The sequence below is a fragment of the Microbacterium sp. W1-4-2 genome, from assembly GCF_058349885.2.
The window spans coordinates 761,159-786,771 of sequence record NZ_JBYRJC020000001.1 but is presented as its reverse complement, the minus strand read 5'-3'; the positions used below and the strand labels follow the sequence as shown (position 1 = coordinate 786,771).

Sequence of the window (25,613 nt, the reverse complement as noted above, 5' to 3'; positions counted from 1 at the left end):
CGGTCCAGCTAGAACGAGCCGCCGATCCTGTGCAGCCGTTCGATGCGGTCCGGGATCGGCGGGTGCGTCGAGAACAGGCGCTCCAGCGCGTTCGGGCGCAGCGGGTCGGCGATCCACAGGTGCGCCATCGAGGTGTTCGCCTTCTGCAGCGGCCGTGCGTGCTCGCCGATCTTGGCCAGGGCCGACGCCAGTCCGTCGGGATCGCGCGTGGTCAGGGCGCTGGTCGCGTCGGCCAGATACTCCCGCTGACGCGAGATCGCGGCCTGGACGACGCCGGCGAGCAGAGGAGCCACGATCGCGGCCACGATGCCGAAGAGCAGGAAGACGATCTGCGCTTGCCCGCCCCCGTTGCTGTTCGAGCGACGGCCGCCGCCGAAGAAGGTCAGCCGCAGCATGATGTCGGCGAGGATCCCGACGGCCACGACGAGGCCGAACACGATCATCGACACGCGGATGTCATAGTTGCGGATGTGGCCGAGCTCATGGGCCAGCACACCCTCCAGCTCGCGGTCTGTCATCGTCTCGAACAGACCCGTGGTCACCGTGATCGCGGCGTGCTCGGGGTCGCGGCCGGTGGCGAACGCGTTCGGCGCCGGATCCTCCACGACGTACAGCTGCGGCATCGGCGTGCCGGTCGTGATGCAGAGGTTCTCGACGATCCGGTAGTACCGGGGCGCGCTCTGCCGGTCCACCGCGAACGCGCCCGACAGAGCGAGCGCCTGCCGGTCGGCGAAGAAGTACTGCACCGTCGCGTACCCGCCCGCGAACACCAGGATGAACGCGGTGATCCACCAGTTGTTCGCGGCGAGCCACCCCGCCAGCAGCCCCAGCGCCCCGAGGATCAGCACGAACAGGGTCAGGATGAACCACGTGTTGCGCTTGTTGCGCGCAATGGCGGAGTACACCTAGCCCTCCGTCACCGGCCCGGCCCGCATCAGAATTGGACTCTGGGCGGCTCCGCGATCGCCGCGCCGTCCACGACCTCGAAGAACTCGCGCTCGTTGAAGCCGAGGTTGCGGGCGAACAGGTTGTTCGGGAAGACCTTGATCTTCGTGTTCAGCTCGCGCACACCGCCGTTGTAGAAGCGACGGGATGCCTGGATCTTGTCTTCGGTGTCGACGATCTGCTGCTGCAGGTGCAGGAAGTTCTGGCTCGCCTGCAGCTGCGGGTAGGCTTCGGCGACCGCGAACAGCGACTTCAGCGCCTGCTGCATGTGGCCCTCGGCGACCCCCGCATCGGCGGGACCGCCGGCGTTCAGCGTCTCGGCCCGCGCCTGGGTGACGTTCTCGAACACCGCCTTCTCGTGTGCGGCGTATCCCTTGACCGCCTCGATGAGGTTCGGCAGCAGGTCGGCGCGACGCTTGAGCTGCACCGTGATGTCGCTCCACGCCTCGTCGACGCGCACACCCAGCTGCACGAGCGAGTTGTACGTGGCCCACAGGTAGATCCCGATGATCAGGATCAGCGCGACCACGACGATGACAGGGATCAGCCATTCCATTGATGCAGTCTCCGTTTCGGTGTGTCCCCATCCTAACCGCGGGGGTACAGGGCCCCTGCGGCGGTCGGTCGTTCTCTCAGCGCTTACTCACCGAGCACACGACGGAGGTACGCGTTGCCGAATCGGCGCTCGGGATCGAGGCGGTCGCGCAGCGCGACGAAGTCGTCGAAGCGCGGGTACCGTTCACGCAGGGCCGTGGCATCCAGCGTGTGCATCTTGCCCCAGTGCGGGCGCCCGCCGTGCGCGAGCATGATCTCCTCCACCGCCGCGAAGTACTCGGTGGGATCCTCGCGCCAGTAACGGTGCACGGCGATGTAGCCCGAGGCGCGGCCGTGCGCGGTCGACATCCACAGGTCGTCGGCGGCGGCGAAGCGCACCTCGACCGGGAACGAGATGCGCCAGCCCCGCTCGTCGATGAGGGCGCGCAACGCGTCGAAAGCGGCGCGGACGGACTCGGCCGGCAGCGCGTACTCCATCTCGCGGAAGCGCACTCCCCGGTTCTGCGTGAACACCCGGTTCGACCAGTCCGTGTACTCGCGGTTGCCCGTCAGACGCACGGCGAGGCGCGAGAACGACGGGATGATCGCGGGGATCGCCGTCCCGGTCGCGCACACGGCCCGGTAGACGCCGTTGGACAGCAGCTCTTCGTCGATCCACTTGCCGACCGCCGGCAGCGGGTGGCGCGGGGCGTCGTCGGGCAGGCGGGTGTCGGTCTTGGTGAGCCCGACGTCGGTGTGCGGGAACCAGTAGAACTCGAAGTGGTCGGCCTCGGCCGCGCGCTGCGCGAGCGCGTCGAGCGTCGCCTCGAGCGGCCCGGGCTGGTCGATCGCGTGCATGATGAACGCCGGCACGCACTGCAGCGTGAGCTCGACCAGGATTCCCAGAGCGCCCAGGCCCAGTGCCACCGCCGGCAGCAGCTCGGCGTTCTGCTCCTCGTCGACGGTGAGCAGCTCGCCGTCGGCGGTGACCAGGACGACGCCCACCACCTGGGTCGCGATGCCGCCGAAGCGCGCGCCGGTGCCGTGCGTGCCGGTCGAGACGGCGCCCGCGAGTGTCTGACGGTCGATGTCGCCGAGGTTCTGCATCGCGAGTCCGTACGGACGCAGGAGCGCCGGGATGCTGTGCAGCGGCGTTCCGGCGCGCAGCGTCACCCGCTGCCGCTCGCGGTCGACGCGCACGACGCCGGTCAGCTCGCGCAGGTCGAGCATCACGCCCGGGGCCACGGCGATCCCGGTGAAGCTGTGCCCAGATCCGACGGCCTTGACGGCAAGGCCGCGGCGGTCGGCCGCCTGCACGGCCCGCCGCACCGCCTCGATGCTGGCGGGGAACTCGATGCGCTGCGGACGCACGCGGGCCGATCTGCCCCAGTTGCGCCATTCGCCGCCCGGTCGTGTCACAGGAACGCCTTCCCTTCGCCGCGGTACGTCGGCGTCTCGCCGACGACCTGACCCGATTCGACCAGGCGGTACGTGTCGATCCGCTCGGCCAGCTCGCCGCTCTTGGCGTGCCGGAACCACACCCGGTCCCCCACCGCGAGACCCCGGGCCGCCTCGCCCTGCAACGGTGTCTGCACTTCGCCCGCGCCCTCGCGTGCCAGGGTGCGCAGCCCAGCGGGCCACACCGGCAGAGGCTGACGCGAGGCCACCGGCGGGCCGGAGGCGATCCACCCGCCGCCGAGGACGGTGGCGATGTCGTCCGCGGGCTTGCGGACGACATCGAGGGCGAACGCCGCGGCCGGGGCGGGATCGAAGACGCGGTACCGGTCGAACAGGTGCCCGGCCAGCAGCCCGCTGCCGGCGGTGACCTCGGTGACGGACTGGTCGGATGCCGTGAGCTCGAGCGAGCCCGTTCCCCCGCCGTTCACGAACTCGAGCGGCGCGATCTCGCGCAGGGCGTCGACGATCGCGGCGCGGCGCTCGACGAGCTCGTGTCCGGATCGGCGCTGCATCCAGCGGATGACCGGGTCGCCGGCGCCCTCGTGATCGGGCTGGCCGGCGATCTGCGCCTCGTACATCATGAGCCCGACCAGGCGGAAGCCCGGTCGGTCCGCGATCGCGCGGGCGAGGGCCGCCACCTCGGCGACGTCGTGCACGGGCGATCGCCGCACGCCCACGTGGCCGAGCCCCGGCGCGCGCCACGACGCGTCGGCGTCGATGCACACTCGGATCTCGGACCGGCTGCCGCGGGCGGCGATCGCGTCGACCAGGTCGAGGTGGTCGGTCGCGTCCACCATGAGCGTGATGCGCCGTGCCGCGTCCGGGTCGGCGGCCAGCCGCGCGAGAGCCGCACGATCGGCGCTCGGATAGCCGACGACGACGTCGGTGTGTCCCGTGCCCGCGAGCCACAGCGCTTCGGGAAGCGTGAAGGCGAGGATGCCGCGATAACCCGGTATCGCGAGCACGGCGTCGACGATTTCGCGCACGCGCACGGACTTGCTGGCCACGCGGATCGGCACGCCGCCCGCGCGCACGGCCAGGTCCAGCGCGTTGTAGCGCAGCGCGCCGAGGTGAACGGCGCCGACGGGTCCGGACACGTCGGCGACGGCATCCGTCATCGACTGCCAGAACGCAGCCGGGTGCAGCCACGGACGATCCGGGGCAGCCTGCTGGGGGGCGAGCAGGTCGAGGCTCATCGGTTCGGGCTCCTTCGCGCGTCGACTCACCTTCAGCCTACGCGAACGTTGCGTCCGGTCCGCACGCGATCGGCCCGACGGGAGCACCCGGTGCCGGTGCGTCGCGTCCTGCCACCCGTGCCGCCCGCGCGACAGGGGGTTGACGCGCCCGGCCCGTCGGCGGCACAGTCTCGCCATGCGCCTGAACCGGGTCACGCCCCGAGAGGACGAGGGATTCACGCGGGTGGCCTGCGGAACAGGCTACCGCTTGCAGCGCGCCGACGGACGGCCCGTGCCGACGGCGGCCCGGTCCCGCGCCGAGAGTCTCGTGCTTCCGCCGGCGTGGACGCAGGTCTGGATCAGTGCAGATCCCCGCGGGCACATCCAGGCCGTCGGCGTCGATGCGGCCGGCCGGCAGCAGTACGTCTACCACCCGGACTGGGTCCGGCACCGCGACCGCGACAAGTACGCCCGGTCGCTGGCGCTCGCCGCCGACCTGCCGGGCGCGCGAGCACGGGTCACCCGCGCGCTCCGCGGCGAGGGCCTCGGGCGCGGGCGCGTCCTGGCCGCCGCCTTCCGCCTTCTCGACGACAGCGCGGTGCGCATCGGCTCGGAGGAATACCTGAACCGCTACGGCACCCGGGGCCTGACGACCCTGCGCTGCCAGGACCTGGTGCTGGACGACACGTCGATCACGCTGCAGTTCGTCGGCAAGGGCGGTGCGCGCATCCAGCGCCGGCTCGAGGACCCCGACGTGGCCGCCGTGGTCGAAGAACTCGCGCGGTCGCGACCGCGCGGCCGCCTGTTCGCCTTCCAGCGGGACGGCCACCGCGTCCCGCTGCGCGCCGCCGATGTGAACGAGTACATCCAGCAGAACACGTCCGACGACATCACGGCGAAGGACTTCCGTACGCTCCACGGCACCATCGTCGCGGCCCGGTCCCTGGCCCGCACGGGTCCGGCGGGCACGGCGCGTGATCGCCGGCTGGCCCAGCGGGAGGCGGTGGCGGAGGCCGCCCGGTTCCTCGGGAACACGCCGACGGTCGCACGACGCAGCTACATCGATCCGCGGGTCTTCACGCGCTACGAACAGGGCGAGACCCTGGATCTGCGCCGGTCGGCCGAGGGTGCGCTGCGCAGTCTGCTGGGGTGACGCGGCCGGCCGTACGCCACGTCGGCGCCGTGGTCAACCCCGTCGGCCGCGACGGACCGGTCGTCGATGCTGGTCTACAGGCGACGACGAGAGGAGCACGATCATGAGCGACCCGCAGGGCGACGAGGCCGCACGCGAGCCCCACGAGACCGAGACGATCCCCGAGGAGGACATCGAGGCGAGCGACGCGCGTCTGCAACCCGACACGCAGGGCGACGATCCCGAGGACGCGTGGCTGGGCGAGGACGGCCAGGGCGATCTCGCCCCGGAGGACGAGCCCCGCCACGACGAGGACGACGGCCCCGACGATCTGCGGGTGCAGGTCGAGGACCTGCCTTGAGCCTGCCTCAGCGTTCCATGTCCCGGCCGGGCTCGTCCGCGGCGGGCTCGTCCGAAAGGGCGGGCTCGTCGGAGTAGTCGGGCCGGGGCGGCTGGGTGGGCTGCATCGTCCCCTCGCCGCCCTGGCGCCCGCCGTAGGGACGGCCGTGGTCGGCGAACTCGTCGCGGGCGAACACGAACGTCCAGTCCCCCAGGGTGAACCGGGCGCCGGTGCGCAGGACCTCTCCGTCCTGGCCGCCCACGGTCGTCATCGGCTGCAGTCGCGCATTGGTCTCGCCGGGCGCGTAGGGAAGATAGACGAACTCGTCGTTCTCGTCGTGGCGGATCTCGGCCGCGAGCGTCTCGATGCCCTCCACGCGGATCTCGCTGTCGGCGCCGGAGCCGATGCGGAACGCACCGCCCTCCAGCACATGCTCCCGGTGCGATCCGTCGGGCCCGGTGATGATCAGATGCGGCCGTCCCGCACCCCAGCTCGCGTGCGTCGTCGTGGGCTTCGTCATCTCACATCACCCCCGCCACGACCGCCTCGTAGGAGAGGTGCTCGCCCGGATAGGACCACATCGGTGTGATGTGGATGCTGGGAGACCGGAACTCTTCGACATGGTCCATCACGAACAGCCACGCCGCCGCGAGATCGGGGACGACGAGGCTGTAGCTCACGTGCTTCTCGAGGACCGGGCTCTTGGCCTGTGGATCAGTCATGACACCAGGGCACTCCTGTGTCGCGTCGACGGCCAGGGGGTTGACAACCGCGGAGCAGCCCTGCGCCCGTTGTCAACCCGCTCGGCCGGGCGTCGGCACCGGACTACCGTGGTCGGTCCGTCGCCGCAGCATGGCGGCCGAAGTCGAGGAGGCAGAGGATGAGGAACAAGAGGACGAAGCATCCTGAATCCGACGCGCCGGAGGGTGACGCGCGCACCCACAAGACGCCGAGCGAGGCTCAGCAGCGGACGTACGGCGCCGAATCCGCCCCGGATGACACGACCTCGGACATCATCGCGCGCGGTGCCGCGAAGGACCAGCACGACGCGGAGGTGTCTGAGCGCAAGCAGCGCGGCGGTCCGGGGAAGACGCCATGACGGACGGAGCGAACCTCGATTACGAGAAGCCCGACCGGTCGGGCCGGCACGCCCAGACCCCACGCCCTGACATGGTCGGCCCCGACGCGCAGAAGGACCCTGCGGGCGAGCGGTCCGAGACCGAAGAGGACGACGAGGCCGCGGAGGACCGCGAGGAGGGCGACGGCGAGGACGTCGACGGCGCCGGATGACGGGGCGGTCCGGCCGCTGGGGAGGACCAGTCGGATCGCCCCTGGCTCAGGCGTCTTCGCGATCCGGGTTCTCGAGCCGGAAGAAGTTCGAGTCGGATCCGTCGGTGTGGGTCTGCTGGAAGAGGAAGTTGAGCCCCCGCTGCTCGAACGTGTCGAACCAGTCCTCCCACGAGACCGTGCGCACCCGTTCGGATCCCCCGCCGAAGTCGAACGTCAGCACGCCCAGGTGCCCGGAGTGCTCGGTGTTCTCGATCGTGGCGGGCTCGGCATCCCGATGCTCGGCCCACTTGCGGATCACATCGTGATCGACGGTGACCAGGGTGCGCCCGTCGCGCTCCTGCGTCTGGTCGGTCGATGAGATCACCTGCGCACCGTCCACCGACTTCGAGGTGCCGGGGCCGCGGCGGATGCCACCGCCGCCGGTCGTGTCCTTGGCCATTGTCACTCCCTTCCCGAACGAGCGCGCTCGTCGCCGGATCTGTCGGCGCGGTTGTCGCTCGTGCTCTCGCGCGACTCGAGTCCGATCGCCTCGTGGAGCTCCTTCTGTCCCTCCGGCTCGCCCTCGTCGCCCAGCAGGTCGCTGAGCGCATCGGCGATCCCGTTCAGCTTGTGCTGGAGGGCCTGGTCCGAGCGTGTCTGGCTGTTCTGCAGCAGCGCAACCATGAGGAAGGTCACCACGCTCGTGACCGTGTTGATGATCAGCTGCCAGGTGTCGATGCTGCCGAACACGAAGATCGACGGCGCCCACACGACGACGAGCACGACGCACAGGCAGAAGAACAACGCCCTGCTGACCACGCGCGAGGCGTACTCGGCGAATCGGTCGAACAGCCCCACCCGCTTCGACACCTCGTCCGGCAGGACGGGACGCGATTTCGCCTCCGACCTCGATTCGCCCACGGCGGCCGTCCCCTTCTCACTCACAGCACCCTCCCCCCGGTCACGGGCAGGATGGCCGCCGAGACGTACGAGGCGTCGTCGGACGCCAGATAGACGTAGGCGCCGGCCAGTTCCGCGGGCTGGCCGGCGCGTCCCAGGGGCGTGTCCCGACCGAACGAGGCCAGTTGATCCCCGTCCCACCCGGTCGCGGGGATCAGCGGCGTCCAGATCGGCCCGGGCGCCACGCCGTTGACGCGGATCCCGCGGGGGCCGAGCTCCTGGGCGAGCCCGCGGACGAACGCGACCTGCGCGGCCTTCGTCATGGCGTAGTCGATCAGTGGCGGCGCCGGCTGGAACGCCTCGATCGAGGTCGTCACGATGATCGAGGCGCCGGCGCGCAGTTTCGGCACGGCGGCGCGCGCCGTGAACATCAGGCCGTACAGGTTCGTGCGCATGACGCGGTCGAAGCCGTCCGTGGGAAGGTTCTCGAGGCCGTTCCGGTCCTTCTGGTAGCCGGCGTTGAGCACCAGGATCTCCAGGCCCCCCAGATTCGTGATCGTGCGGTCCACGATCTGGGTGGCGAAGGACTCGTCGCGCACATCCCCCGGCAGGCTCAGGCCGTCGCGTCCGGCCGCGTGGATGAACCGGAGCGTGTCGTCCGCGTCTTCCTGCTCCTCGGGCATGTGCACGATCGCGACGTCCGCGCCCTCGCGTGCGAACGCGATCGCGGCCGCGCGTCCGATGCCCGAGTCGCCGCCCGTGATCAGGGCGCGCTTTCCGGCCAGGCGGTCATGGCCTCGATAGCTCTGCTCGCCGTGGTCGGGACGTGGATGCTGCAGCCCGAGCTTTCCGGGCTGCTCCTGCGACTGCGGGGGGAACGCCGGCCCCTGCTCGTCGGTTGTCGACCCCTGGCTGCTCTCGGGCATGTCCCCTCCTCGGCTCGGTCTGCCTGGCTTGCGACGTTAGAGGGAACGGCTGCCCGTGCGGACCCCCTTGACATCGCCGCCGTCGTCGGTGCATCTCAGCCGGAACTCCGGCCCTGACGCCCGATGCGCTCGACGAGCGCCGTGGTCGAATACCGCGGAAAATAGCCGAGCGTCCGGACCTCTCCGCCGTAGGCCGTCACCACCGCGGTCTCATCGAGCATCTCGGGTGTGTAGTCCCCGCCCTTCACGTACAGCGCCGGGCGCAGCAGCGACAGCAGCCGCGCCGGCGAGCTCTCTGCGAATGGGATGACGAAGTCGACGGGGGCGAGGGCGGCCAGCACCCGGGCGCGGTCCTCGACGGGGTTGACCGGGCGCGACGGGCCCTTCAGCCCGCGCACCGACGCGTCGTCGTTGATCGCCACGACCAGCACATCCCCCAGCGACTTGGCCTGTTCGAGATAGGCGGCGTGGCCCGGGTGCAGAATGTCGAAGCATCCGTTCGTGAACACGACGCGCGCGCCGTGGGCGACCGCGTCGTGCAGCAGATCGCGAAGCCGGACGGCGTCGCTCACGATGCGCGCGTCGTGCGGCGAGCGATAGACGAGATCGTCGAGCCCGCACACCGTCGTGCCCTCGTGCGCGACGGCCACATCGGCGGCGCATTGCGCGAAGTCGGCGGCGTCCTGCGGCGCGCAGCCGACCGCCTCGGCGACCGTCAGCGCGGCCGCGAACGTGTCGCCGGCACCGGCGGTGCGCGCCTCGGGGGCGCGACCCCGGGGAGCCGTGCGCGCTTGGACGCCCTGCCGGTCGGCCATGACGGCGCCGTCGGCGTCGAGGGTGACCGCCACGTGACGGGCGGCGACCGCCCGCAGCACCCCGGCGGCCAGGGCGCCGGCCGCGGCGATGCGGTCCCCTGCGAGGGGCCTGCCGAGCAGGGCCTCGACCTCGGCGGCGTCGGGCGTGACGAGATCGGGGGCCACGGCCCGCCACCGTGCGAGGCGGTGGGCGTCGACCACGACGCGGGCGCGGATCCGGCGCCGCGCCATGCCCGCGACGAAAGCGTCGCTGAGGCACGGCTCGGTCGTGTCGCTGACGACGACCGTCCCGTCCTCTCCGAGCGCGGCCAGCTCGTCCAGCCAGCCCCGCTCGGCGTCGGGCGAGGCAGGCCCCTGCGGCGCGACGTCGGCACGCAGCAGGATCTGGCCGTTGCCGACCATGCGGGTCTTGCAGGCGGTGACGCCGGTCGCCGTCAGCTCGACGCCCGAGGTGTCGACGCCGTGCTCGGCCAGCAGCCGCATGAGGGACCGACCCGCGGCGTCGTCCGCCGCCGTCGCCAGCAGCCGTACGCGCGCCCCCAGGGCGCTGAGGTTCGCGGCCGCGTTCGCCGCACCCCCCGGCTGCTCGTCGGTGCGGGCGATGTCCACGACCGGGACGGGGGCCTCGCGGCTCACCCGCCGGACGCTGCCCTGCACCCAGCGATCCAGCACGAGGCCGCCCACGACCGTCACCCGCGGGCGCACCGATCGGATGGTGCGGATGATCTGCTCGATGTCTGCTGCCATACCTCTCGGGTACCCATCCGGACCGCCGCTGACACCTGGTTCCGTGCCCCCATTCCGTTGCGCAGCGCCCGTTTCACCTGGCGACGTCCGGGGAAAGGAGGAGCAGACGACGGAGGATGCATGACCTGCACGCGTTTCGAGGACGTCCGCACGATCGTCGTGCTGCGCGGCGGCGGCATCGGCGACCTCGTCGGAACCCTTCCGGCGCTGCAGGCACTGCACGACGCCTACCCGTCCGCCGCGATCACGCTGCTGGGCACGTCGGCGCACCGTGCGCTGCTGCACGGGCGCCCGGGCCCCGTGGACGAGGTCGAGGCGCTGCCCCAGGTACCCGGCGTGAACGACGGCGGTGCCGCCGCACCGGACGGCGACGACGTCGTCGGCGGGGTACGGGCGCAGGGTGTTGATCTGGCGTGTCAGCTGCACGGCGGCGGCCGCTTCTCCAACCCGTTCCTGCTCGGTCTCGGCGCCCGACACACGGTCGGCCTGCGCGCACCGGATGCAGTGCCGCTGGAGCGCGACCTGCCCTACGTGTACTACCAGTCCGAGGTGGTGCGGTGGCTCGAGGTCGCCGGCCTCGCCGGCGCCGACACCGCCGTCACCGCGCCGCGGCTGGTCCTGACCGCGCACGAGCGCGACCTCGGCCGTGGACCGTGGGTCCCCGACGGGACGCCTTACGTCGTGCTGCATCCGGGTGCGACCGATCCGCGTCGGCGCTGGCCGCTCGACCGCTTCGCCGCGCTCGCCCGGCGATGCGCCCGCAGCAGCCTCGGCGTCGTGGTGGTCGGCGACGGCGAGGACGCAGGCCTTGCCGACGCGGTGGCGGGCGAGGCGGATGCGCCGCGCGTGATCTCGGCCGGTGGGCGCCTGGGGCTGCCGGAGCTCGTCGCGCTGCTGCACCGCGCCGCAGGCTTCGTGGGCAACGACAGCGGGCCGCGCCACCTCGCCGGCGCCGTGGGCACTCCGACCGTCGGGGTCTTCTGGGTCGGCAACGCCATCAATGCCGCACCCATGGGCCGGGCGCGCGATCGGGTCGCCCTGGGTTGGATCACCCGGTGCCCAGTGTGCGGGCAGGATGCCACCGGCACCGGGTCGTCCGCGCAGCGCTGCCCGCACGACGTGTCGTTCGTCGCCGACGTCACCGTCGACACGGTCTGGGACGACCTGTGCGACCTCGCCGCATCACGGCCATGACGGCTCGTCGTCGGGGCAGATGGTGATCTCGCGCAGCTCGATCCCGGGCGGCTGATGCAGGGCGAACACGATCGCGTCCGCGACCCGCGCGGGGTCGATCAGGTGGGCGTCCCGCCCGGGCTTGTACTGCTCGCTTCGTCCTTCGAAGAAGTGCGTGGCCATCCCGGCGGGAAAGACCGTCGTCAGGCCGATCCGCCCCCGCGTCTCCTGCACGAGGGCGCGCGCGAACCCGACGAGACCGAACTTCGACGCGCAGTACGCCGTCGCATCGGGCACGGTCCTCAGCGCGAGCGACGACGCTATGAGCACGGCCCGGCCGTGGGACGCGACCAGCGCGGGCAGCGCGGCACGGACGACGGCCGCCGTTCCGAACAGGTTGACGGCGACGATGTGCTCCCACTCCCGACCGGACAGCTCGTCGAAGCGGGCCGGCCGGTCGATCCCGGCTGCCGTGACGACGGCGTCGAGGCCCCTCTCGTCCGCGGCGACGGCGGCGACCGTGCGCTCCACCGCCACGGTGTCGGACACGTCGACCCGGTACGTGTCGGGTCCGTCGTCGACGTCGCGATCCAGCACGATCGGCCGGGCGCCCTCGGCGCGGACGGCCGCGGCGACCGCCGCGCCCAGTCCCGAGGCGCCGCCGGTGATGAGGATGTTGCCCAGGGGGCGCGCGTCGGTCATGGCGGCCACCTCAACCAACCGAGCGCAGGGCCGGAGTGGGCACCGCCCGTGCGTCGGCGAACGCGGGCATCGTCACCGCGCATCCGCCCCATCCGGCCAGGGATCGTTCGTCGATGTCGTCGCCGGCTCCCTGCCCTCCCGCCGTGACCCAGACATCCGGACGAAGACGGTCCACGACGACCGGGAAGGCGTCGTCGCGCACCACGATCACCCCGTCGACGCTGCCGAGCGCCATCAGCACGTCACGCCGGTCCGCCTCGGGCAGCGGGACCGCGTGCCGGGGCTTGCGGTGCGACGCGGACAGGTCGCCGGAGCGGTCGCCCGACATGAGCACGATGAGGCAGTCGCCCAGCGCCCGAGCCGCCGCGAGCAGGTGGATGTGGTCAGCGCGAAGCGCTTCGAAGTCGCCTCTGAGCGCCACGACCCGCCCGCCCGCGGCGCGCACGGATTCCGCGAGCCCGTAGGCGTCCCCCGCTTCGCCTGCGGCGGCCGTCACCCGGTGACGGAGCGTCGCGACCCCGCCCGCCGCGACGAACGCGCTCGCTTCGGCGACCCCCCGTTCGACGGCGTCGGTGACGCTCGCCCCCGCGGCGAGCGCGCGCACGGTCGCCGCGGCCAGCCGGTCGCCCGCGCCGCATTCGTCGGCGTGGACGACCGGCCGCGTGGCGATCGTAAGCGCGGCGCAGTCGCGCCGGACCAGGACCGCCCCGGTTCCCCCCAGCGTGACGGCGACCGCGCCGACGTGCCACCGCGCCCGCAGCGCGGCCGCCGCCCGTCCCGCCGATGCCGCGGAGTCGCCGACGGGATGGCCGAACGCCGCCGCCTCCTTCGCGTCCGGCGTGACCACCTGTGCCGTCACGACCGGCCGGGGACCCCGGGGGTGCGGATCCCACACGATCGGGATCCGTGCCCCGCGGGACTCGAGCAGCCGGCGCAGGCGGGAGTCCTCGGTGACGCCGCGCCCATAGTCGGCGACCACGATCGCATCGCAGTCGGCGACGGCGGCGAGGGCGTCGATCCCGAACGGATCGACGTGGCAGAAGGGGTCGCCTTCGTCCAGCCGCGCCACCGCGTGCCCGTCGGCCTGAATGCGGGTCTTCACCGGCGTCTGCCCGTCCAGCCGCGTCGAGGCCAGCCGGATGCGTCCGCCGCCCTCGCTCACGTCCGACAGCGCTTCGAGCAGGTCGTTCGCCGGAGAGTCCTCGGCCAGCGCCGTCGCCATGGTGACCTCGGCGCCGTCGCGGGCGAGCAGGGCGGCGACCAGCGCCGCGCCCCCCGGCCGGCGCACGACGCGGTCGAACGCGATGACCGGCACCGGTCCGTCGGGGGCGAGCCTCTCGGCGGTTCCGATGAGGTCCACGTCCAGCAGGGCGTCTCCGACGACTGCGATCTTCATGTGAGCTCCTTCTCCGTCTCGGGCGTCCGGGTCGACGCGGCCCGGTCCCGTCCCACGGCCGCGTCGAACACGCGGCACAGCAGATGGATGACGACCAGGTGTGCCTCCTGCACCGCGGGAGCTGGTGCGGCGATCGCGAGGACGCGGCCCCCGAGGCCGGCCAGGGGGCTCGGTGCCGGTCCGGTGAGCGCCCACACGTCGGCTCCGGCATCCCGCGCCGCGCGCGCGGCCGTCAGCAGGTTGCGACTGCGACCGCTCGTCGACAGCAGCATCACCACGTCGCCGGGACGCGCGTGCGCCCGCACCTGCCGGGCGAACACGTCGGCGTAACCGTAGTCGTTGCCGATCGCGGTGACGCTGGCCGGGTCGGCCGGCAGCGCGATGGCCGAGAACGGGGCGCGGTCGCCGTCGAAGCGGCCGACGAGCTCGGCCGCCAGGTGCAGCGCCTCGGCCGCCGATCCGCCGTTGCCGGCCACGATGAGCCGACTGCCGGCGGTCAGCCGGGCGGCCAGCTCCCGCCCCCACGCGACGATGTCGGGAAGGACCTGACGCAGCGCCTCGACTGCTGCGACGTGCGCAGTGAGCTGGACCTCCAGCACCTGCGCGATCGGATCGGCGCGTGCGGCCTCGGCCTGTCGCAGCGCCATCACGACACCGCCTTCGCTGCAACCGCGTCGATGCCGTGCACGACCTGGCGGTAGATCTGTTCGGTGTCGTGCGCAACGCGTCCCCACGTGTAGCGGTCCTGCACGCGGCGGCGCCCGTTGGCGCCGAGTCTGCGAGCCAGGCCCGGGTCGGCGCGCAGCGCGAGGATCGCGTCGGCGATCGCCTCGGGGTCGCGCGGCGGCACGTGCAGCCCGGTCACCCCGGGGACCACGGTGTCGAGGAGCCCGCCGACGGCAGCCGCGATCACGGGACGGCCCGTGCTCATCGCCTCGAGCGGGACGATGCCGAACGGCTCGTACCAGGGCGTGCATGCGACGACGTCGGCGGAACGGACGATGGCGGGCAGCAGCTCGTGCGCGATCTGACCGAGGAAGCGGACCTGGGTGCGCACGCCCAAGGCGTCGGCGCTGGCCATCAGGCGCGCGACGTCCTCGTCGGACGCGGCCTGCTCCCGCGGCTCGGAGCCGCCGATCACCAGCAGCTCCACGTCGGCCACGCCCCGCGCGCGCAGCGAGGCGATCGCCTCGATGACCAGTTCCACGCCCTTGCGCGGCACCAGCCGGCCCATCGCGACCACGCGGAAGGCGTCCGTGCGTTCGGCCGCGGGGCCCTCAGGCGCGAACAGGTGGGTGTCGACCCCGCACGATGCGAACGAGATGCGCCCGGGTGGCACGCCCATCAGGTGCAGTTCGCGCGCTTCGTCAGAGCAGGTGGCGATCACCCGGTCGACGCGGCGTCCCACCCGCGGCTCGAGCACGCGCCGCTGGACGGGACTGGTGTCGGCCGCGCCCTGATGCCGGCGCTTGACCTGGCCGAGGGCGTGGAAGCTCTGCACGACCGGAGGCGCACCGTCGCCGAGCGCGTGCACGCCGCGCAGGGCGGCCAGTCCCGACATCCAGAAGTGCGCGTGCACCACGTCGGGCGGATCGTCGGCCCAGGTGCGGGCCAGGTCGTCGCCGAAGTCGTCCATCCACGGCAGCAGGTCGTCCCGCGCGATCGGATGCGCGGGCCCTGCGTCCACGTGCACGACCGCGACGCGCTCGCCCAACGGCACCCGGCGGGGCAGATCCTGCGCATCCCGTCTCGTGTACACCGAGATGACGTGCCCGCGCGCGGCCAGCGCCGCAGACAGGGCCGCCACGTGCACGTTCTGTCCGCCCGCGTCCGGGCTGCCGAGCGTCGCGAGCGGGCTCGCGTGCTCCGAGATCATCGCGATCCTCATGATCGCGCCTCCTTGCCGTTGTGGACGGCATCCCGAATGCCGCTGGCCCGGACCCGCTGTGCATGCCGTCGGCGCCGCGCGAACCCGTCGACGGCCTGTGCCAGGACGTCGTCCCAGTCCGCGAGGAACCGCTCCAGCCCGTAGCACCTGAGCGCATGCGCCCGGGCGTGCCGTCCGGCGTCTGCCGCGAGCTCGGGGTCGGCCAGGTACGCGCGCACTCCGCGCGTGAGCTCGGCAAGCTCCGTAGATATGATGCCGGCGCCCGGCGGCACGGCGCGGATCGCCTCCGTCCCAGCGACCGCGATCACCGGCATCCCGAGCATCATGGCCTCCAGCAGCGAGAGTCCGAGCGAGGTCCACCGGTAGGGGTGCACATAGGCGCGGCGTCGCGCCAGCTCGGCGTGCAGCGTCGCGGGCGGCAGATCGCCGCCGTCGTGCACGCCGTGGCCGACCGTCGGCTCGGCGATCCCGCCCGCGGCGATGCCGAACACGTCCATCGGCGCCGACTGCGCGAACACCGGCAGCAGGTCGGCACCCACCCATCGGCCGCGCCGGGCCGGTTCGTTGATGACGACGCCGATCCGCTCCAGGCCGCCCGAATACAGCGGACCCGGGTCGGGGATCCCGTGCTCGACGACGTGCGTGACGGCGTCGCCGGTGTCCCAGTACAAGTCATTGAAGTGCGTCACGTGCACGATCGGCAGCTCCCGCTGGTCGGCGAGTGGATGCCGCGACACGGCCGCACGCGGATGCGGGGCGTTGTGCTCGAGATAGACGGCAGGCACATCGGCACCGGCGCGGCGACCGGTCATCGACAGCGTCAGCTCGAACTCCGCCGGCCGCTGCAGGACGACGACGTCGATGTCCTCGTCGACGAGCTCGCGCGGTGCGATCGAGCGGACCTGCGGCAGGTCGGGGCGCACCGGGGACTGTCCCGGCTCGGTCGGGACGAGATACGTATGGCGTCCGCGCAGGAAGCTGTCGGCGTATCCGCCGTGCATGTGCCAGAACAGGATCCTCATGCCGGCATCGCCTCCCGCACCGACCGCCTGGTCAGGCGCTCGCAGGCGCCGACGACCTCGAGCGGCGTGACGCCGTTGAGGCACGTGTGGCCCGCGTACGGACAGTCCACGGCGCGACTGTCGCGGCACGGCGCCGCCTGATCGCCCAGGAGCAGGTGCGGCACCCGGTACGGCGCCCAGCAGACCGCCGAGACGACCGGGGCGAACAGCGACACCACCGGCGTTCCCACCGCGGCGGCCAGATGCGCCGGTCCCGTGTTGCCGCTGACCAGCACGTCCGCCCGGGCGAGCAGGGTCGCCAGCTGGGCGAGCGTCAGGGCGCCGCCCGCGTCCTGCGCGTACCGCCCCTCCCCCGACACCTGGGCGGTGAGCGCGGCCTCGGCGGCGCCGCCGGTGACGACGACCCGATGGCCGCGGGTGTGCAGCAGCCGCACGGCCGCCGCGAACCGCTCGGGCGCCCACCGGCGCGCAGAGGCGTGCGCGCCGGGATGCACGACGACGGTCCGTCCGGCTGCGGCCAGCCGCTCCGGCAACGGCTCCAGCCCCTCCACCGCCAGCTGCCCGTCGTCGCCGACGGGCAGCGCGTACCCGCCCGCTGCGGCGATCGCCAGCGCCCGCTCGGCTTCGGGGATCTGCTCGTCCAGGCTCTCGCCCGGCACGAGCCGGGCGTCCAGCAGCGCGCCTGCGTGGTCGATCGACGCGCCGACGATCTGGCCGACCCCCGCCAGGCGCAGCACCAGGGCCGTCGGCAGCGAGGACTGGTGGAACGACGTGAGGACGACGGCGCGGTCGAACCCGGCGTCGCGGATGGTCGCGATCACGCCGAACATCTCCGCGACCTGCACCGGCGTATCGCCCCGGACGATCCACGGGCACTCCCAGACGATCGTCCGGTGCACACCGGGCAGCAGCTCGGCCGCCTCCGCACCCGCGTCGCTGCACAGCATCCACACCTCGTCGACCGTCGGCGAGGACGCGATCGCCCGCACGGCGGGGCCGGCGAGCAGGACGTCCCCGACGCTGTCAAGGCGCACCACGAGCACTCTGCGCATCACGGCGCCCTCGTCCCGGCAGGCTCCGGCTCGAGCACCGCCTGCACCGCCGCGAGCAGGTCGGCGGCGCTCTCGTGCGCGCGCGTCACCTCGACGTCGAGGGTCTGGGCGTTCGGGACCAGGATGCCGCGGGCGCCCGCCGCCGCCGCGGCGAGCATGTCGGCCTCGGTATCGCCGATGACGACCGCCGCACCGGGGGCGATGCCCAGGATGTCGCACGCGACGAGCACGAGGCCCGGCGCCGGCTTGCGGCAGTGGCACCCGTCCGACGGCAGGTGCGGGCAGTAGACGCACACGTCGAACCGGCCGAGCTCGCGTTCGATGCGCCGGTTGACGGCCGCGACCTGCCGATGCGTGAGCAGCCGCCGTCCGATCCCCGACTGGTTGGAGACGAGCCCCGTGCGCACCCCGGCACGGCGCAGCCGCTGCAGCGCCTGGGCAGCCCTCGGCATGAGGCGCACGAGATCCGGGTCGCCGTTGTACGGGACGTCTTCGACGATGGTCCCGTCCCGATCGAACAGGACGGCCGCCGTGCGCGAGGAGGCCATGCTCATGTCGACACCGTTCCCCGATCGCGGGAGCCCGCAAACCCCCTGGACAAGGCACCGCCCGCCGTGCCTATCGTGGCCGCATGACGCGAACGCTGCTGGTGCTGCGGGCCCTGAACCTCGGCGACCTCCTGGTCGCGGTGCCCGCGATCCGGGGACTGCGTCGCGCGTTCGGGGACCACCGACTGGTGCTGGCCACGAACGGCTGGCTGCGTCCGATCGTGGAGCTCATCGGCGGCGTGGACCGTCTGGTCCCCGTGCACGGGCTGGACTCGGAGTGGCTGCACCATCCGGGTGCGGTGGATGTCGCGGTGAACCTGCACGGTTCCGGAGCGTGCAGCCGCCGCATCGTGCAGGAGTGGCGGGCGCGGCTGACGATCGCGCACCGGGTGCCCGAGGTCGACGGAGCCGATCGGAGCCTTCCGGACTGGCGCGACGACCTGCACGAGCGAGAGCGCTGGACGCGGCTGGTGTCGGCGTTCGGGGTCGACGCCGACCCGCGCGACCTCTTCCTGCGCACGCCCGTGCTCGCCCCGGCGGTGTGCGGCGCCACCATCGTGCATGTCGGAGCGGGGTACGGCGCGCGGCGCTGGCCGGCCGAGCGGTTCGCGGCGGTGATGCGCGCGCTCGGCGATGCCGGTCACGAGGTCGTCGTCACCGGGAGCGCGTCCGAGCGCGCGCGGGCCTTGAGCATCGCGGCCGCAGCCGGATGCGGTCGCGACGCCGTCCTCGCGGGGCGCACGAGCCTGGCCGACCTCGTGGCGCTGATCGCGTCGGCCCGGCTGGTCGTGTCGGCCGACACCGGTGCCGCGCACCTCGCCTCGGCCTACCGGCGTCCCTCGGTGGTCCTGTTCGGGCCGGCGCTCGCCGCGGAGTGGGGTCCGCCGCCCGGTCCGCACATCGTGCTCACCGACGAGCGCGTGCGGCGCGGCGAGGCCTTCGCCGATGAGCCGGACCCGGCACTGCTGGCCGTCGAGGTCTCGGACGTCCTGGATGCCGTGCAGGAGCTTCATCTCGACGACCTCACGACACCAATTCCGTCTGCAGCAACGCCATCGTCCGCCGTAGCAGACGCGACACGTGCATCTGCGAGATCCCGACCCGATCCGCGATGACCCGCTGCGGCAGGTCCTCGAAGAATCGCAGATACACGATCTGGCGCTCCCGCACCGGCAGCGCCCGCACCGCCGCGCGCACCATCGCCCGCAGCTCGGAGGACGCCGGGTCGGCCCGGTCGTCGGCCAGCACGTCGCCGAGCGACGCGGCCGAATCGGCGCCGGTTGCGGCATCCAACGACGCGGGGCGCAGCCCTGCCGCGCACGCGACCGCACCGTCGATGCGATCGCGTGGCTCGCCGAGCGCGACGGCCAGGTCGTCGTGGTCGGGCTGCCGCCCGAGCTCCTGCATCAGCTGCGGCAGCCGGCGGGCGATGCGACGGTTCAGATCCTGCTGCGGACGCGGCGGACGCACGAACCAGCCGTGGTCGCGCAGGTAGCGCTTGACCTCGCCGTCGATCGTGGGCACCGCGTATGCCGCGAACCCGGCCCCGGCCCCGGCCCGATAGCCGCGCACGGCCTTGACCAGGCCGACGTAGGCGACCTGCACGAGGTCCTCGTCGCGTGCGGGGTCCTGACGGAAGTACCGTCGGGCCCGTGAGCGGGCCAGTGGGATGTTCTCGATCACGAGCGCCTGCTGCTCCGCGGTGTCCCACTCGTTCGATGTCCTGACCATCCGATCGACCTCCTTCGCATCGATCGACATGGTCACCGCCGACGGAGACGATCACGAAGGGGGTTGAAGAAGCAGGAGAAGCAGGCTACTGCTCCGGCCGGAGCGTGTGGTCGGGTGCGTCCACCCGTCGATCCGGCAGCGTCGTGGCGGATTCGAGGTGCACCGCCCCGCTCGGAAGGATGCCCGCACCGCCGAAGCGCTCCATCACGCGCCATTGCGCGACGACGTCTTCGCCGACGTGTGCGGCGGGCAGATCCCGCCAGAAGCCGAAGCCGCCGCATGCCTCCAGAGCGTCACGGCGGTACAGGACGCAGCCGCCGATCCAGGCGACGTGGTACGGCAGCCAGTGGCCGTCGGTCAACCCCCGGGCCAGGGCGATGTGCGCGAGGTTCGCCGCGTTGTGCAGTCGCGACCGCGCGTGCGCGGGGCTGTCCCGGCGGATGCGCTCGGGGGCGACGGGGCCGGTCCACAGCAGGAACTCCGCCTGTTCTTCGGGCCGCACGTCGTCGAGGTACGACAGCCCCTGCACGGCCATGCCCACGAATCCGCATCCGAGCGCGCCCAGCGCGGAATGCATCGTGGACAGGGCGCCCGGTTCGAGCCACACGTCGTCGTCGAGGAACAGGACCGCCGCGGCTCGTGCGCGATCGAGCAGGAACTGACGCTGTTCGGCCATGCCGCGGCGGGGCAGGTGACGGACGATCTCGACCTGCCGGCCCTGCGCCCGCAGCACGCGGACCATCGCGGCCAGGGCCGGTGCCTGCAGGGTATCCGGGTCCTCGGACTGGTCGCTGACCACGACCCGGAACGCGGGATCGTCCTGTGCCGCCAGGCCCGCGAGCGTGACCGCGAGCTCCGCAGGCCGGTCGGCCGTCGGAATGAGCACGTCCACGAGCGCCGGCGGCCGATCGGGTCGGGCCCAACGGGCCGCCGGCGCCCGGGCACTGCTCCGGGAGGGGGCGCGCGCTCCCCCGGATGCGGACACAGGCGTGCTCGGCTCCCGGATCAGGACGTGAACTCCGTCGTCGGCGCCGTCTCCGGCTCGGCTGCCGGCGATGCCTCCCGCTCGGCCGGCTCGGCGACGACGTACAGACCGGCGGGCGAGTTCGCAGCCATCGCGAGCGCGTCGATCCAGGCCGCGTTCAGTTTCGGACGGCGGCTGCCGTAGAACTTGTAGACCAGCGACGCGTGCGGGTGCATCCAGACCGTCGTGCGCCCGTCGCCGACGCTGGCGTCATCGCGCCAGCTGAAATTGAACGCCTCTCCGCGGCGGAGCTTCGAGGCGATCACCACCAGCAGATGCGCGAGGGTCCGGTCCTCGAAGTCGACCTTCACCGACCCCTCGTAGGTGAACTTCCCCATGGCGTGGACCTCCTCTGCGTCCCTCGGCAACCGCGACCTGCCCTCCGGGCCCACGGCGTGCGGAACTCTCAGGCGGTCACTCAGTGGAATCGGATCGCGCATCAGGGGTCGCGCTTCGTCCTCATTGTCCCCCCTGACAGCCGAAAGGGCACCCGGTTGATTTGTCAAGGGGGAACGCCCCATACCGGTGGACATGCGAGCCTCGGTGGACGCAATCGACGACAGAAGCAGACGATGAGGAAGGTGGTTCGCATGTTCGAGCACTTCGACACTCCGCGGGAGCTGTTCGAGTACCAGATCGGAATGGCCCTGAGCATGGAGGACGACTCGCTCAAGATGCTCGGAGACCTCGAGGAGAACGCTCGGTCCGAAGAGCTCAAGGCGATGTTCCGGCACCATGCCGACGAGACCCGTCAGCAGGTCGAGAATCTGCACACCGTGTGCGCAGAGCTCGGCATCGCCGTGGACGAAGCGCCGAGCCCGACCACGCGGGGCCTCGCGAAGGAGGGTGATGCGCTGCTGCGCAAGTCCAGCCAGGACCTCGCCGACACCGTGGTCGTCGGCGCGGCGCTGGGCACCGAGCACTACGAGATCGCGGCCTACGAGGTCCTGATCGCCGCGGCCACCGGGCTGGGCGAGTTGAATGCTGCCGAGCTGCTCACGGCGAACTGCGACCAGGAGCGCCACACCAGCGAGGAGCTGACCGCGAAGGCCCGGCAGCTCGCCGGGGTGGCATGACCCGGCCCGCATGATCTGAGGCCGCATGACTCGGGCGGCGCGACCCGGGCCCCGCGGCATCGGAAGAGGGTGACACGAGGATGACGGGCGTCGTCGAGACCGTCCACAAGGACGGCGCATGGATGAACCGGCTCGCCGGCGAACGGGACCTGGGCTACCCGCAGCCGCGAGGAGGCGCGTCTGTCGGGCGTGCAGCTCGCGTTGCGCCTGCGCTACGAGTACCGGATCGTGGACGCGGGCGGCGGCGACGGCTGAGCGGCCGTCGCCGCCGCCGGCCGCTGGTCACTGGCCGGCGGCCTTGTCGTACGCCCGCATCGCCGTGGCCTGCGCGTCGTGCAGAGCCTGCGTGATGCTCTTCTCGCCGAGCAGCGCCGAGGTGACGGCGTTGGTCAGCTCGGTGTCGATCGTCTGACCGGCCGGCGACGAGCCGTACGTGGTGCCGTAGCCCACCACGTCGTAGTACGTGGCGATCACCTGGTCGAAGTCCTTGTTCCCCGAGGGCTTCACCCACGTGTCGCGGACCTGCTTGTCGGCCTCGGGCGAACCGGTGAACAGTCCGGTGTTCACCCCGTGCTCCTTCGCGGTGGTGTTCGCGCGCGCCTGGCCTGCGGCCAGCCACGAGTCGAGCGACGTGATGTCGTTCATCCACGCGCACGCCGCCGACGGATTCTTGGCCCCCACGGGGATCACGAACGCCGTGCCGCCGGCGACCGAGAAGGGCTTGCCGTCCTTGCCGCGGAACGGCACGGCGCGGATGTCGATCTTGCCGATGTACGGCGAGAGCACGTTCGGGTACCACTGGGCGTTGACCTGAGCGCCCACCTGACCGGCGACGTACTGGTTCTTGTCACCGAACGTGTCGAACGCGTCGCTGAAGCTCTTCACCTTCGCGAAACCGCCCTGCGCGTCGACGAGCTTCTTCAGCAGGTCGATGCCGGCGGCGTTGGCCGGGTCGTCGAGGGTCGGCTTGCCGTCGGCGTCGGCGAGTCTGCCGCCCTGGCTGAGCACCCACAGGCCCGCCTGGCCGGTGGCCACCGGATCGAAGCCGAGGACGGTGGGCACGCCACCCGAGCTCTTGTACATCTTGCCGACGGCCGCCATCAGCTCGTCGGGCTTTGACGTGTCGATCTGGTCGGGGCTGACGCCGGCGGCGTTCAGCACCTTCATGTTCACGATGATGGCCGGCGGCTGGTAGAACTGCGGCACCGCCCACACCTTCTTCTTGTAGGTGACGTCGGCGACCACCGCCCGGTACCAGCGCTGCGCCGGGTCGACCTTCTGCGCGGTGAAGCACGCGTCCAACGGCTGGATGAGACCCTGCGCGGCGTACTGGGTGACGAACCGGCGGTCCATCTGCACGACGTCGGGGACGTTGCCGCCGGCCATGCGGGTCGTGAACTTCTGCGCGTCGAAGGTCGTGGTGTCCATGTCGATCGTGACGCCCTTGAGCTGGGCGGCCGCATAGTCCAGGCGCGCCTTGCCGACGTCGTCGGCGTTGTCGAACGCCCAGGCCTTGAGCGTGCCGGTGGGCTTGGCGGTGAACGCGGAGCCGGCGGCGGCCGCGGTGCCGGCGGTGCTGCCGGTGCATCCGGTCAGGGCGAGCGCTGCCATGCCGACGACGGCGATGGCGACGATGCGCGTGCGCATGGGTGTCTCCTGATCCTCCGGCCGACGACGCCGGGTGAGAAGTGTCGAGGCGAAGCTATGGGCGGGGTGGATGCCGCACCCAGACCCTTTCTTCTCCTCCTGCGTTGTGCTACTGCTCGGGTAAGGACGCAGGAACCGTCATCCCTTCGTCCCCGTCGTGGCGATCCCCTGCACGAAGTAGCGCTGCCCGAACGCGAACAGGATCAACATCGGGATGGTCACCACGAGCGCGGCCACCATCACGTACTGGTAGTCGCCGTGTCCGCCGGCGGTGGGACTGTACTTCGTCATGGCGTAGGCGATGCCCAGCGGCGCGGTGAAATCCGACGGGGAACCCGCGTTCAGGTAGATCAGCGCCGCCTGCAGGTTGTTCCAACTGGCCTGGAACTCGAACAGGAACACGATGATGAACGACGGGATCGACAGCGGCATCGCGATCCGCCAGAACTGCGTCCAGGCGCCGGCGCCGTCGAGTGTGGCGGCGTCGAACAGATCCGAGGGCAGCGCGAGGAAGAACTGCCGTTGCAGGAAGATGTAGAACGCCGAGCCGAACAGGTTCATGCCCCACAGCGGCACCCAGGTCCCCAGCATCCCGAGCTCTTTCCAGATCAGGTAGATCGGGATCATGGTGACCGCGCCGGGCAGCATCATCGTGGCCAGCACCAGCCCGAACAGCACCTGGCGGCCCGGAAAGCGGAAGCGCGCGAACCCGAAGGCGACCAGCGAGCTCGACACGGCCACGGTGGTCGCCGCCAGCAGCGCGATCGAGACGCTGTTGAACATCCAGCTCAGCAGCGGCAGCTGGTTCCACACCTCGACGTAGTTCTGCGGCTGCAGCGTCTGCGGGATGAGCCAGTTGTCGAACACCTCGCCGCGGGGCTTCAGGCTCGCCGAGATGAGCCAAACCAGCGGGTACAGGAACAGCAGGGTCACCGCGAGCGCGACGGCGCCCAGGATGAACCGGCCGAGGAACGTCTGCGGACGCCACCCCTGGCGCCGGCGCCCGGGAACCGCGGCGGCGAGCGCCTCGGCGTGGGCGGGGACGGCGGTTCCGACGGTCTCCTGCGACACGGCCATCATCGGCTCCCCTCGTAGTAGACGAATCGGCTGCCGACCTTCGTCTGGATGAGCGAGATCACCAGGATGATCACGAACAGCAGCCAGGCCATCGCTGCGGCGAACCCGAAGTCGAACTGCCGGAAGGCCTGCTGGAACAGGTAGATCGCATAGAACAGCGACGCGTCGGGCGACGCGTTGGTCTGATCGCGCCAGAACAGCACGTAGGCCTGATCGAAGATCTGGAACGCGGCGATCGACAGCACGATGACGTTGAAGAACATCGCTCCTGAGATCATCGGCAGAGTGATGGAGAAGAACGTGCGAACGGGTCCGGCCCCGTCGAGGGCTGCGACCTCGTACAGCTCGGCACCGACGTTCTTCAGTGCGGCCAGGAAGATCACCATCGTCCCGCCCACGGTCCACAGCGTCATCAGCACGATGCTGGGCTTGATCCAGGCCGGGTCCACGAGCCACTGCGGCCCCTGGATGCCGAACACGGCCAGCAGCCGGTTCACGGCTCCGGTGTTGCCGTTCAGCAGCAGGAAGAACACGGATGCCGTGGCAACCGCCGGCGTCATCTTGGGCAGGTAGTACACGGTGCGGAAGAAACCGGTGCCCCGCGTCAGCCGGTCGAGCACGAGGGCGAGAGCGAGGGCCACGACGATCTCGGCGGGAACGGCCATGACCGCGTAGAACAGCGTGTTGCCCAGTGACATCGCCACCTTCGGATCCTGGAACAGCTCGGCGTAGTTGCTGAGCCCCGCGGGCGTGGCCTGACCGGTGGCCAGGCTGTAGTGGGTGAACGAGATCACCAGGCTGTAGACCATGGCCCCGGCCGTGAACACGAGGAACCCGATGATCCACGGCGAGATGAACAGGTATCCCGTCACCGCCTCCCGCCTGCGATTGTTCATCGTGAGAGCCCCTTCCTCGCGGAAATCTGGAATTTAGGCGGGCCGCCGGGCGCGGGCCAGCCGGGTGACAGAAGCGCTTCTCCTGTGCTAGCGGTCGGCGCCGCCCACCTCGTACACCTCGCGGGCTTCATTCGCCACCC

30 protein-coding genes are annotated in these 25,613 nt (G+C 71.7%); 7 read left to right on the top strand and 23 right to left on the bottom strand.

Annotation, left to right across the window (positions count from 1 at the left end):
* Nucleotides 1–8: 8 nt before the first annotated feature.
* The 4 genes from AC3RX0_RS03485 to AC3RX0_RS03470 all read right to left on the bottom strand — a co-directional run bounded on the left by AC3RX0_RS03485 (nt 9) and on the right by AC3RX0_RS03470 (nt 4,133).
* Nucleotides 9–905 (bottom strand): M48 family metallopeptidase, encoded by an 897-nt coding sequence (locus AC3RX0_RS03485; RefSeq protein ID WP_491504543.1) that lies wholly within the window; start codon nt 903–905, stop codon nt 9–11.
* A 29-nt stretch (nt 906–934) separates the two neighbouring features.
* Nucleotides 935–1,501, bottom strand: coding sequence for a LemA family protein (locus AC3RX0_RS03480; protein ID WP_491504542.1), 567 nt, complete (start codon nt 1,499–1,501; stop codon nt 935–937).
* An 83-nt stretch (nt 1,502–1,584) separates the two neighbouring features.
* The gene (locus AC3RX0_RS03475; RefSeq protein ID WP_491504541.1) at nt 1,585–2,898 is read right to left on the bottom strand and encodes a D-arabinono-1,4-lactone oxidase; all 1,314 of its coding nucleotides are present in this window, start codon (nt 2,896–2,898) and stop codon (nt 1,585–1,587) included.
* Nucleotides 2,895–4,133, bottom strand: a complete 1,239-nt coding sequence (locus AC3RX0_RS03470; protein WP_491504540.1) for an alanine racemase — start codon at nt 4,131–4,133, stop codon at nt 2,895–2,897. Before AC3RX0_RS03470 ends, AC3RX0_RS03475 begins: the two co-directional genes overlap by 4 nt.
* 175 nt (nt 4,134–4,308) lie before the next feature.
* On the opposite strand from AC3RX0_RS03470, the gene AC3RX0_RS03465 reads away from it, so the two are divergent.
* Nucleotides 4,309–5,265, top strand: a complete 957-nt coding sequence (locus AC3RX0_RS03465) for a DNA topoisomerase IB (protein ID WP_491504539.1) — start codon at nt 4,309–4,311, stop codon at nt 5,263–5,265.
* A 103-nt stretch (nt 5,266–5,368) separates the two neighbouring features.
* Nucleotides 5,369–5,605: a hypothetical protein gene (locus tag AC3RX0_RS03460; RefSeq protein WP_491504538.1), complete on the top strand. Its 237-nt coding sequence runs from the start codon at nt 5,369–5,371 to the stop codon at nt 5,603–5,605.
* A gap of 7 nt (nt 5,606–5,612) precedes the next feature.
* Here the strand turns inward: AC3RX0_RS03460 and AC3RX0_RS03455 are convergent, their stop codons facing one another.
* Both AC3RX0_RS03455 and AC3RX0_RS03450 read right to left on the bottom strand, forming a co-directional pair.
* Nucleotides 5,613–6,104 (bottom strand): FHA domain-containing protein, encoded by a 492-nt coding sequence (locus AC3RX0_RS03455; protein ID WP_491504537.1) that lies wholly within the window; start codon nt 6,102–6,104, stop codon nt 5,613–5,615.
* 1 nt (nt 6,105) lies between these two features.
* Nucleotides 6,106–6,306 carry a hypothetical protein gene (locus AC3RX0_RS03450; RefSeq protein ID WP_491504536.1) on the bottom strand — a complete coding sequence of 67 codons (201 nt, stop codon included), beginning with the start codon at nt 6,304–6,306 and terminating at the stop codon, nt 6,106–6,108.
* A gap of 158 nt (nt 6,307–6,464) precedes the next feature.
* Between AC3RX0_RS03450 and AC3RX0_RS03445 the strand changes: the two genes are divergently transcribed.
* Together AC3RX0_RS03445 and AC3RX0_RS03440 are read left to right on the top strand one after the other, a co-directional pair.
* Nucleotides 6,465–6,683 (top strand): hypothetical protein, encoded by a 219-nt coding sequence (locus AC3RX0_RS03445; protein ID WP_491504535.1) that lies wholly within the window; start codon nt 6,465–6,467, stop codon nt 6,681–6,683.
* Nucleotides 6,680–6,874, top strand: a complete 195-nt coding sequence (locus AC3RX0_RS03440) for a hypothetical protein (protein ID WP_491504534.1) — start codon at nt 6,680–6,682, stop codon at nt 6,872–6,874. Before AC3RX0_RS03445 ends, AC3RX0_RS03440 begins: the two co-directional genes overlap by 4 nt.
* 46 nt (nt 6,875–6,920) lie before the next feature.
* On the opposite strand, the gene AC3RX0_RS03435 is transcribed toward AC3RX0_RS03440, so the two are convergent.
* The 4 genes from AC3RX0_RS03435 to rfaE2 all read right to left on the bottom strand — a co-directional run bounded on the left by AC3RX0_RS03435 (nt 6,921) and on the right by rfaE2 (nt 10,241).
* The gene (locus AC3RX0_RS03435; RefSeq protein ID WP_491504533.1) at nt 6,921–7,313 is read right to left on the bottom strand and encodes a hypothetical protein; all 393 of its coding nucleotides are present in this window, start codon (nt 7,311–7,313) and stop codon (nt 6,921–6,923) included.
* A gap of 2 nt (nt 7,314–7,315) precedes the next feature.
* A complete protein-coding gene (locus AC3RX0_RS03430) occupies nt 7,316–7,798 on the bottom strand; it encodes a low affinity iron permease family protein (protein ID WP_491504532.1) in 483 nt (160 codons plus the stop codon).
* Nucleotides 7,795–8,679 (bottom strand): SDR family oxidoreductase, encoded by an 885-nt coding sequence (locus AC3RX0_RS03425; RefSeq protein WP_491504531.1) that lies wholly within the window; start codon nt 8,677–8,679, stop codon nt 7,795–7,797. The genes AC3RX0_RS03430 and AC3RX0_RS03425 overlap by 4 nt, the downstream gene beginning before the upstream one ends.
* A gap of 95 nt (nt 8,680–8,774) precedes the next feature.
* Complete coding sequence (gene rfaE2, locus AC3RX0_RS03420; protein ID WP_491504530.1) at nt 8,775–10,241, bottom strand: D-glycero-beta-D-manno-heptose 1-phosphate adenylyltransferase; 1,467 nt, start codon at nt 10,239–10,241, stop codon at nt 8,775–8,777.
* A gap of 120 nt (nt 10,242–10,361) precedes the next feature.
* Between rfaE2 and AC3RX0_RS03415 the strand changes: the two genes are divergently transcribed.
* Nucleotides 10,362–11,435: a glycosyltransferase family 9 protein gene (locus AC3RX0_RS03415; RefSeq protein WP_491504529.1), complete on the top strand. Its 1,074-nt coding sequence runs from the start codon at nt 10,362–10,364 to the stop codon at nt 11,433–11,435.
* Here the strand turns inward: AC3RX0_RS03415 and AC3RX0_RS03410 are convergent.
* Genes AC3RX0_RS03410 through AC3RX0_RS03380 form a run of 7 tightly spaced genes read right to left on the bottom strand, consistent with a single transcriptional unit; the run spans nt 11,424 to nt 18,028 of the window.
* Nucleotides 11,424–12,116 (bottom strand): SDR family oxidoreductase, encoded by a 693-nt coding sequence (locus AC3RX0_RS03410; protein ID WP_491504528.1) that lies wholly within the window; start codon nt 12,114–12,116, stop codon nt 11,424–11,426. The genes AC3RX0_RS03415 and AC3RX0_RS03410 overlap by 12 nt on opposite strands.
* A 10-nt stretch (nt 12,117–12,126) precedes the next feature.
* Nucleotides 12,127–13,512: a PfkB family carbohydrate kinase gene (locus AC3RX0_RS03405; protein WP_491504527.1), complete on the bottom strand. Its 1,386-nt coding sequence runs from the start codon at nt 13,510–13,512 to the stop codon at nt 12,127–12,129.
* Nucleotides 13,509–14,159, bottom strand: coding sequence for a D-sedoheptulose-7-phosphate isomerase (locus tag AC3RX0_RS03400; RefSeq protein WP_491504526.1), 651 nt, complete (start codon nt 14,157–14,159; stop codon nt 13,509–13,511). The genes AC3RX0_RS03405 and AC3RX0_RS03400 overlap by 4 nt, the downstream gene beginning before the upstream one ends.
* The gene (locus AC3RX0_RS03395) at nt 14,159–15,400 is read right to left on the bottom strand and encodes a glycosyltransferase (protein ID WP_491504525.1); all 1,242 of its coding nucleotides are present in this window, start codon (nt 15,398–15,400) and stop codon (nt 14,159–14,161) included. The genes AC3RX0_RS03400 and AC3RX0_RS03395 overlap by 1 nt, the downstream gene beginning before the upstream one ends.
* Nucleotides 15,397–16,422: a glycosyltransferase gene (locus AC3RX0_RS03390; protein ID WP_491504524.1), complete on the bottom strand. Its 1,026-nt coding sequence runs from the start codon at nt 16,420–16,422 to the stop codon at nt 15,397–15,399. Before AC3RX0_RS03390 ends, AC3RX0_RS03395 begins: the two co-directional genes overlap by 4 nt.
* Nucleotides 16,419–17,474, bottom strand: coding sequence for a glycosyltransferase family 9 protein (locus AC3RX0_RS03385; RefSeq protein WP_491505371.1), 1,056 nt, complete (start codon nt 17,472–17,474; stop codon nt 16,419–16,421). The genes AC3RX0_RS03390 and AC3RX0_RS03385 overlap by 4 nt, the downstream gene beginning before the upstream one ends.
* Nucleotides 17,474–18,028 (bottom strand): D-glycero-alpha-D-manno-heptose-1,7-bisphosphate 7-phosphatase, encoded by a 555-nt coding sequence (locus AC3RX0_RS03380; RefSeq protein WP_491504523.1) that lies wholly within the window; start codon nt 18,026–18,028, stop codon nt 17,474–17,476. Before AC3RX0_RS03380 ends, AC3RX0_RS03385 begins: the two co-directional genes overlap by 1 nt.
* A gap of 77 nt (nt 18,029–18,105) precedes the next feature.
* On the opposite strand from AC3RX0_RS03380, the gene AC3RX0_RS03375 reads away from it, so the two are divergent.
* A complete protein-coding gene (locus tag AC3RX0_RS03375) occupies nt 18,106–19,137 on the top strand; it encodes a glycosyltransferase family 9 protein (protein WP_491504522.1) in 1,032 nt (343 codons plus the stop codon).
* Here AC3RX0_RS03375 and AC3RX0_RS03370 read toward each other — a convergent pair.
* From AC3RX0_RS03370 to AC3RX0_RS03360, 3 genes are all read right to left on the bottom strand, one after another.
* Nucleotides 19,046–19,753, bottom strand: coding sequence for a sigma-70 family RNA polymerase sigma factor (locus tag AC3RX0_RS03370; RefSeq protein ID WP_491504521.1), 708 nt, complete (start codon nt 19,751–19,753; stop codon nt 19,046–19,048). The genes AC3RX0_RS03375 and AC3RX0_RS03370 overlap by 92 nt on opposite strands.
* 85 nt (nt 19,754–19,838) lie before the next feature.
* Nucleotides 19,839–20,738 (bottom strand): glycosyltransferase, encoded by a 900-nt coding sequence (locus AC3RX0_RS03365; protein WP_498165875.1) that lies wholly within the window; start codon nt 20,736–20,738, stop codon nt 19,839–19,841.
* A gap of 20 nt (nt 20,739–20,758) precedes the next feature.
* A complete protein-coding gene (locus AC3RX0_RS03360; RefSeq protein ID WP_491504519.1) occupies nt 20,759–21,115 on the bottom strand; it encodes a DUF7882 family protein in 357 nt (118 codons plus the stop codon).
* A 234-nt stretch (nt 21,116–21,349) separates the two neighbouring features.
* Here AC3RX0_RS03360 and AC3RX0_RS03355 point away from each other — a divergent pair, with 234 nt between their 5' ends.
* Complete coding sequence (locus AC3RX0_RS03355) at nt 21,350–21,853, top strand: YciE/YciF ferroxidase family protein (RefSeq protein ID WP_491504518.1); 504 nt, start codon at nt 21,350–21,352, stop codon at nt 21,851–21,853.
* Nucleotides 21,854–22,135: 282 nt separating this feature from the next.
* Here the strand turns inward: AC3RX0_RS03355 and AC3RX0_RS03350 are convergent, their stop codons facing one another.
* From AC3RX0_RS03350 to AC3RX0_RS03340, 3 genes are all read right to left on the bottom strand, one after another.
* On the bottom strand, nt 22,136–23,500 hold the full coding sequence (locus AC3RX0_RS03350) for an ABC transporter substrate-binding protein (RefSeq protein ID WP_491504517.1): 1,365 nt from the start codon (nt 23,498–23,500) through the stop codon (nt 22,136–22,138).
* A gap of 138 nt (nt 23,501–23,638) precedes the next feature.
* Entirely contained in the window at nt 23,639–24,580 is a 942-nt protein-coding gene (locus AC3RX0_RS03345) for a carbohydrate ABC transporter permease (RefSeq protein WP_491504516.1), read from the bottom strand.
* Nucleotides 24,577–25,473 (bottom strand): carbohydrate ABC transporter permease, encoded by an 897-nt coding sequence (locus AC3RX0_RS03340; protein WP_491504515.1) that lies wholly within the window; start codon nt 25,471–25,473, stop codon nt 24,577–24,579. Before AC3RX0_RS03340 ends, AC3RX0_RS03345 begins: the two co-directional genes overlap by 4 nt.
* Nucleotides 25,474–25,613 lie beyond the last annotated feature (140 nt).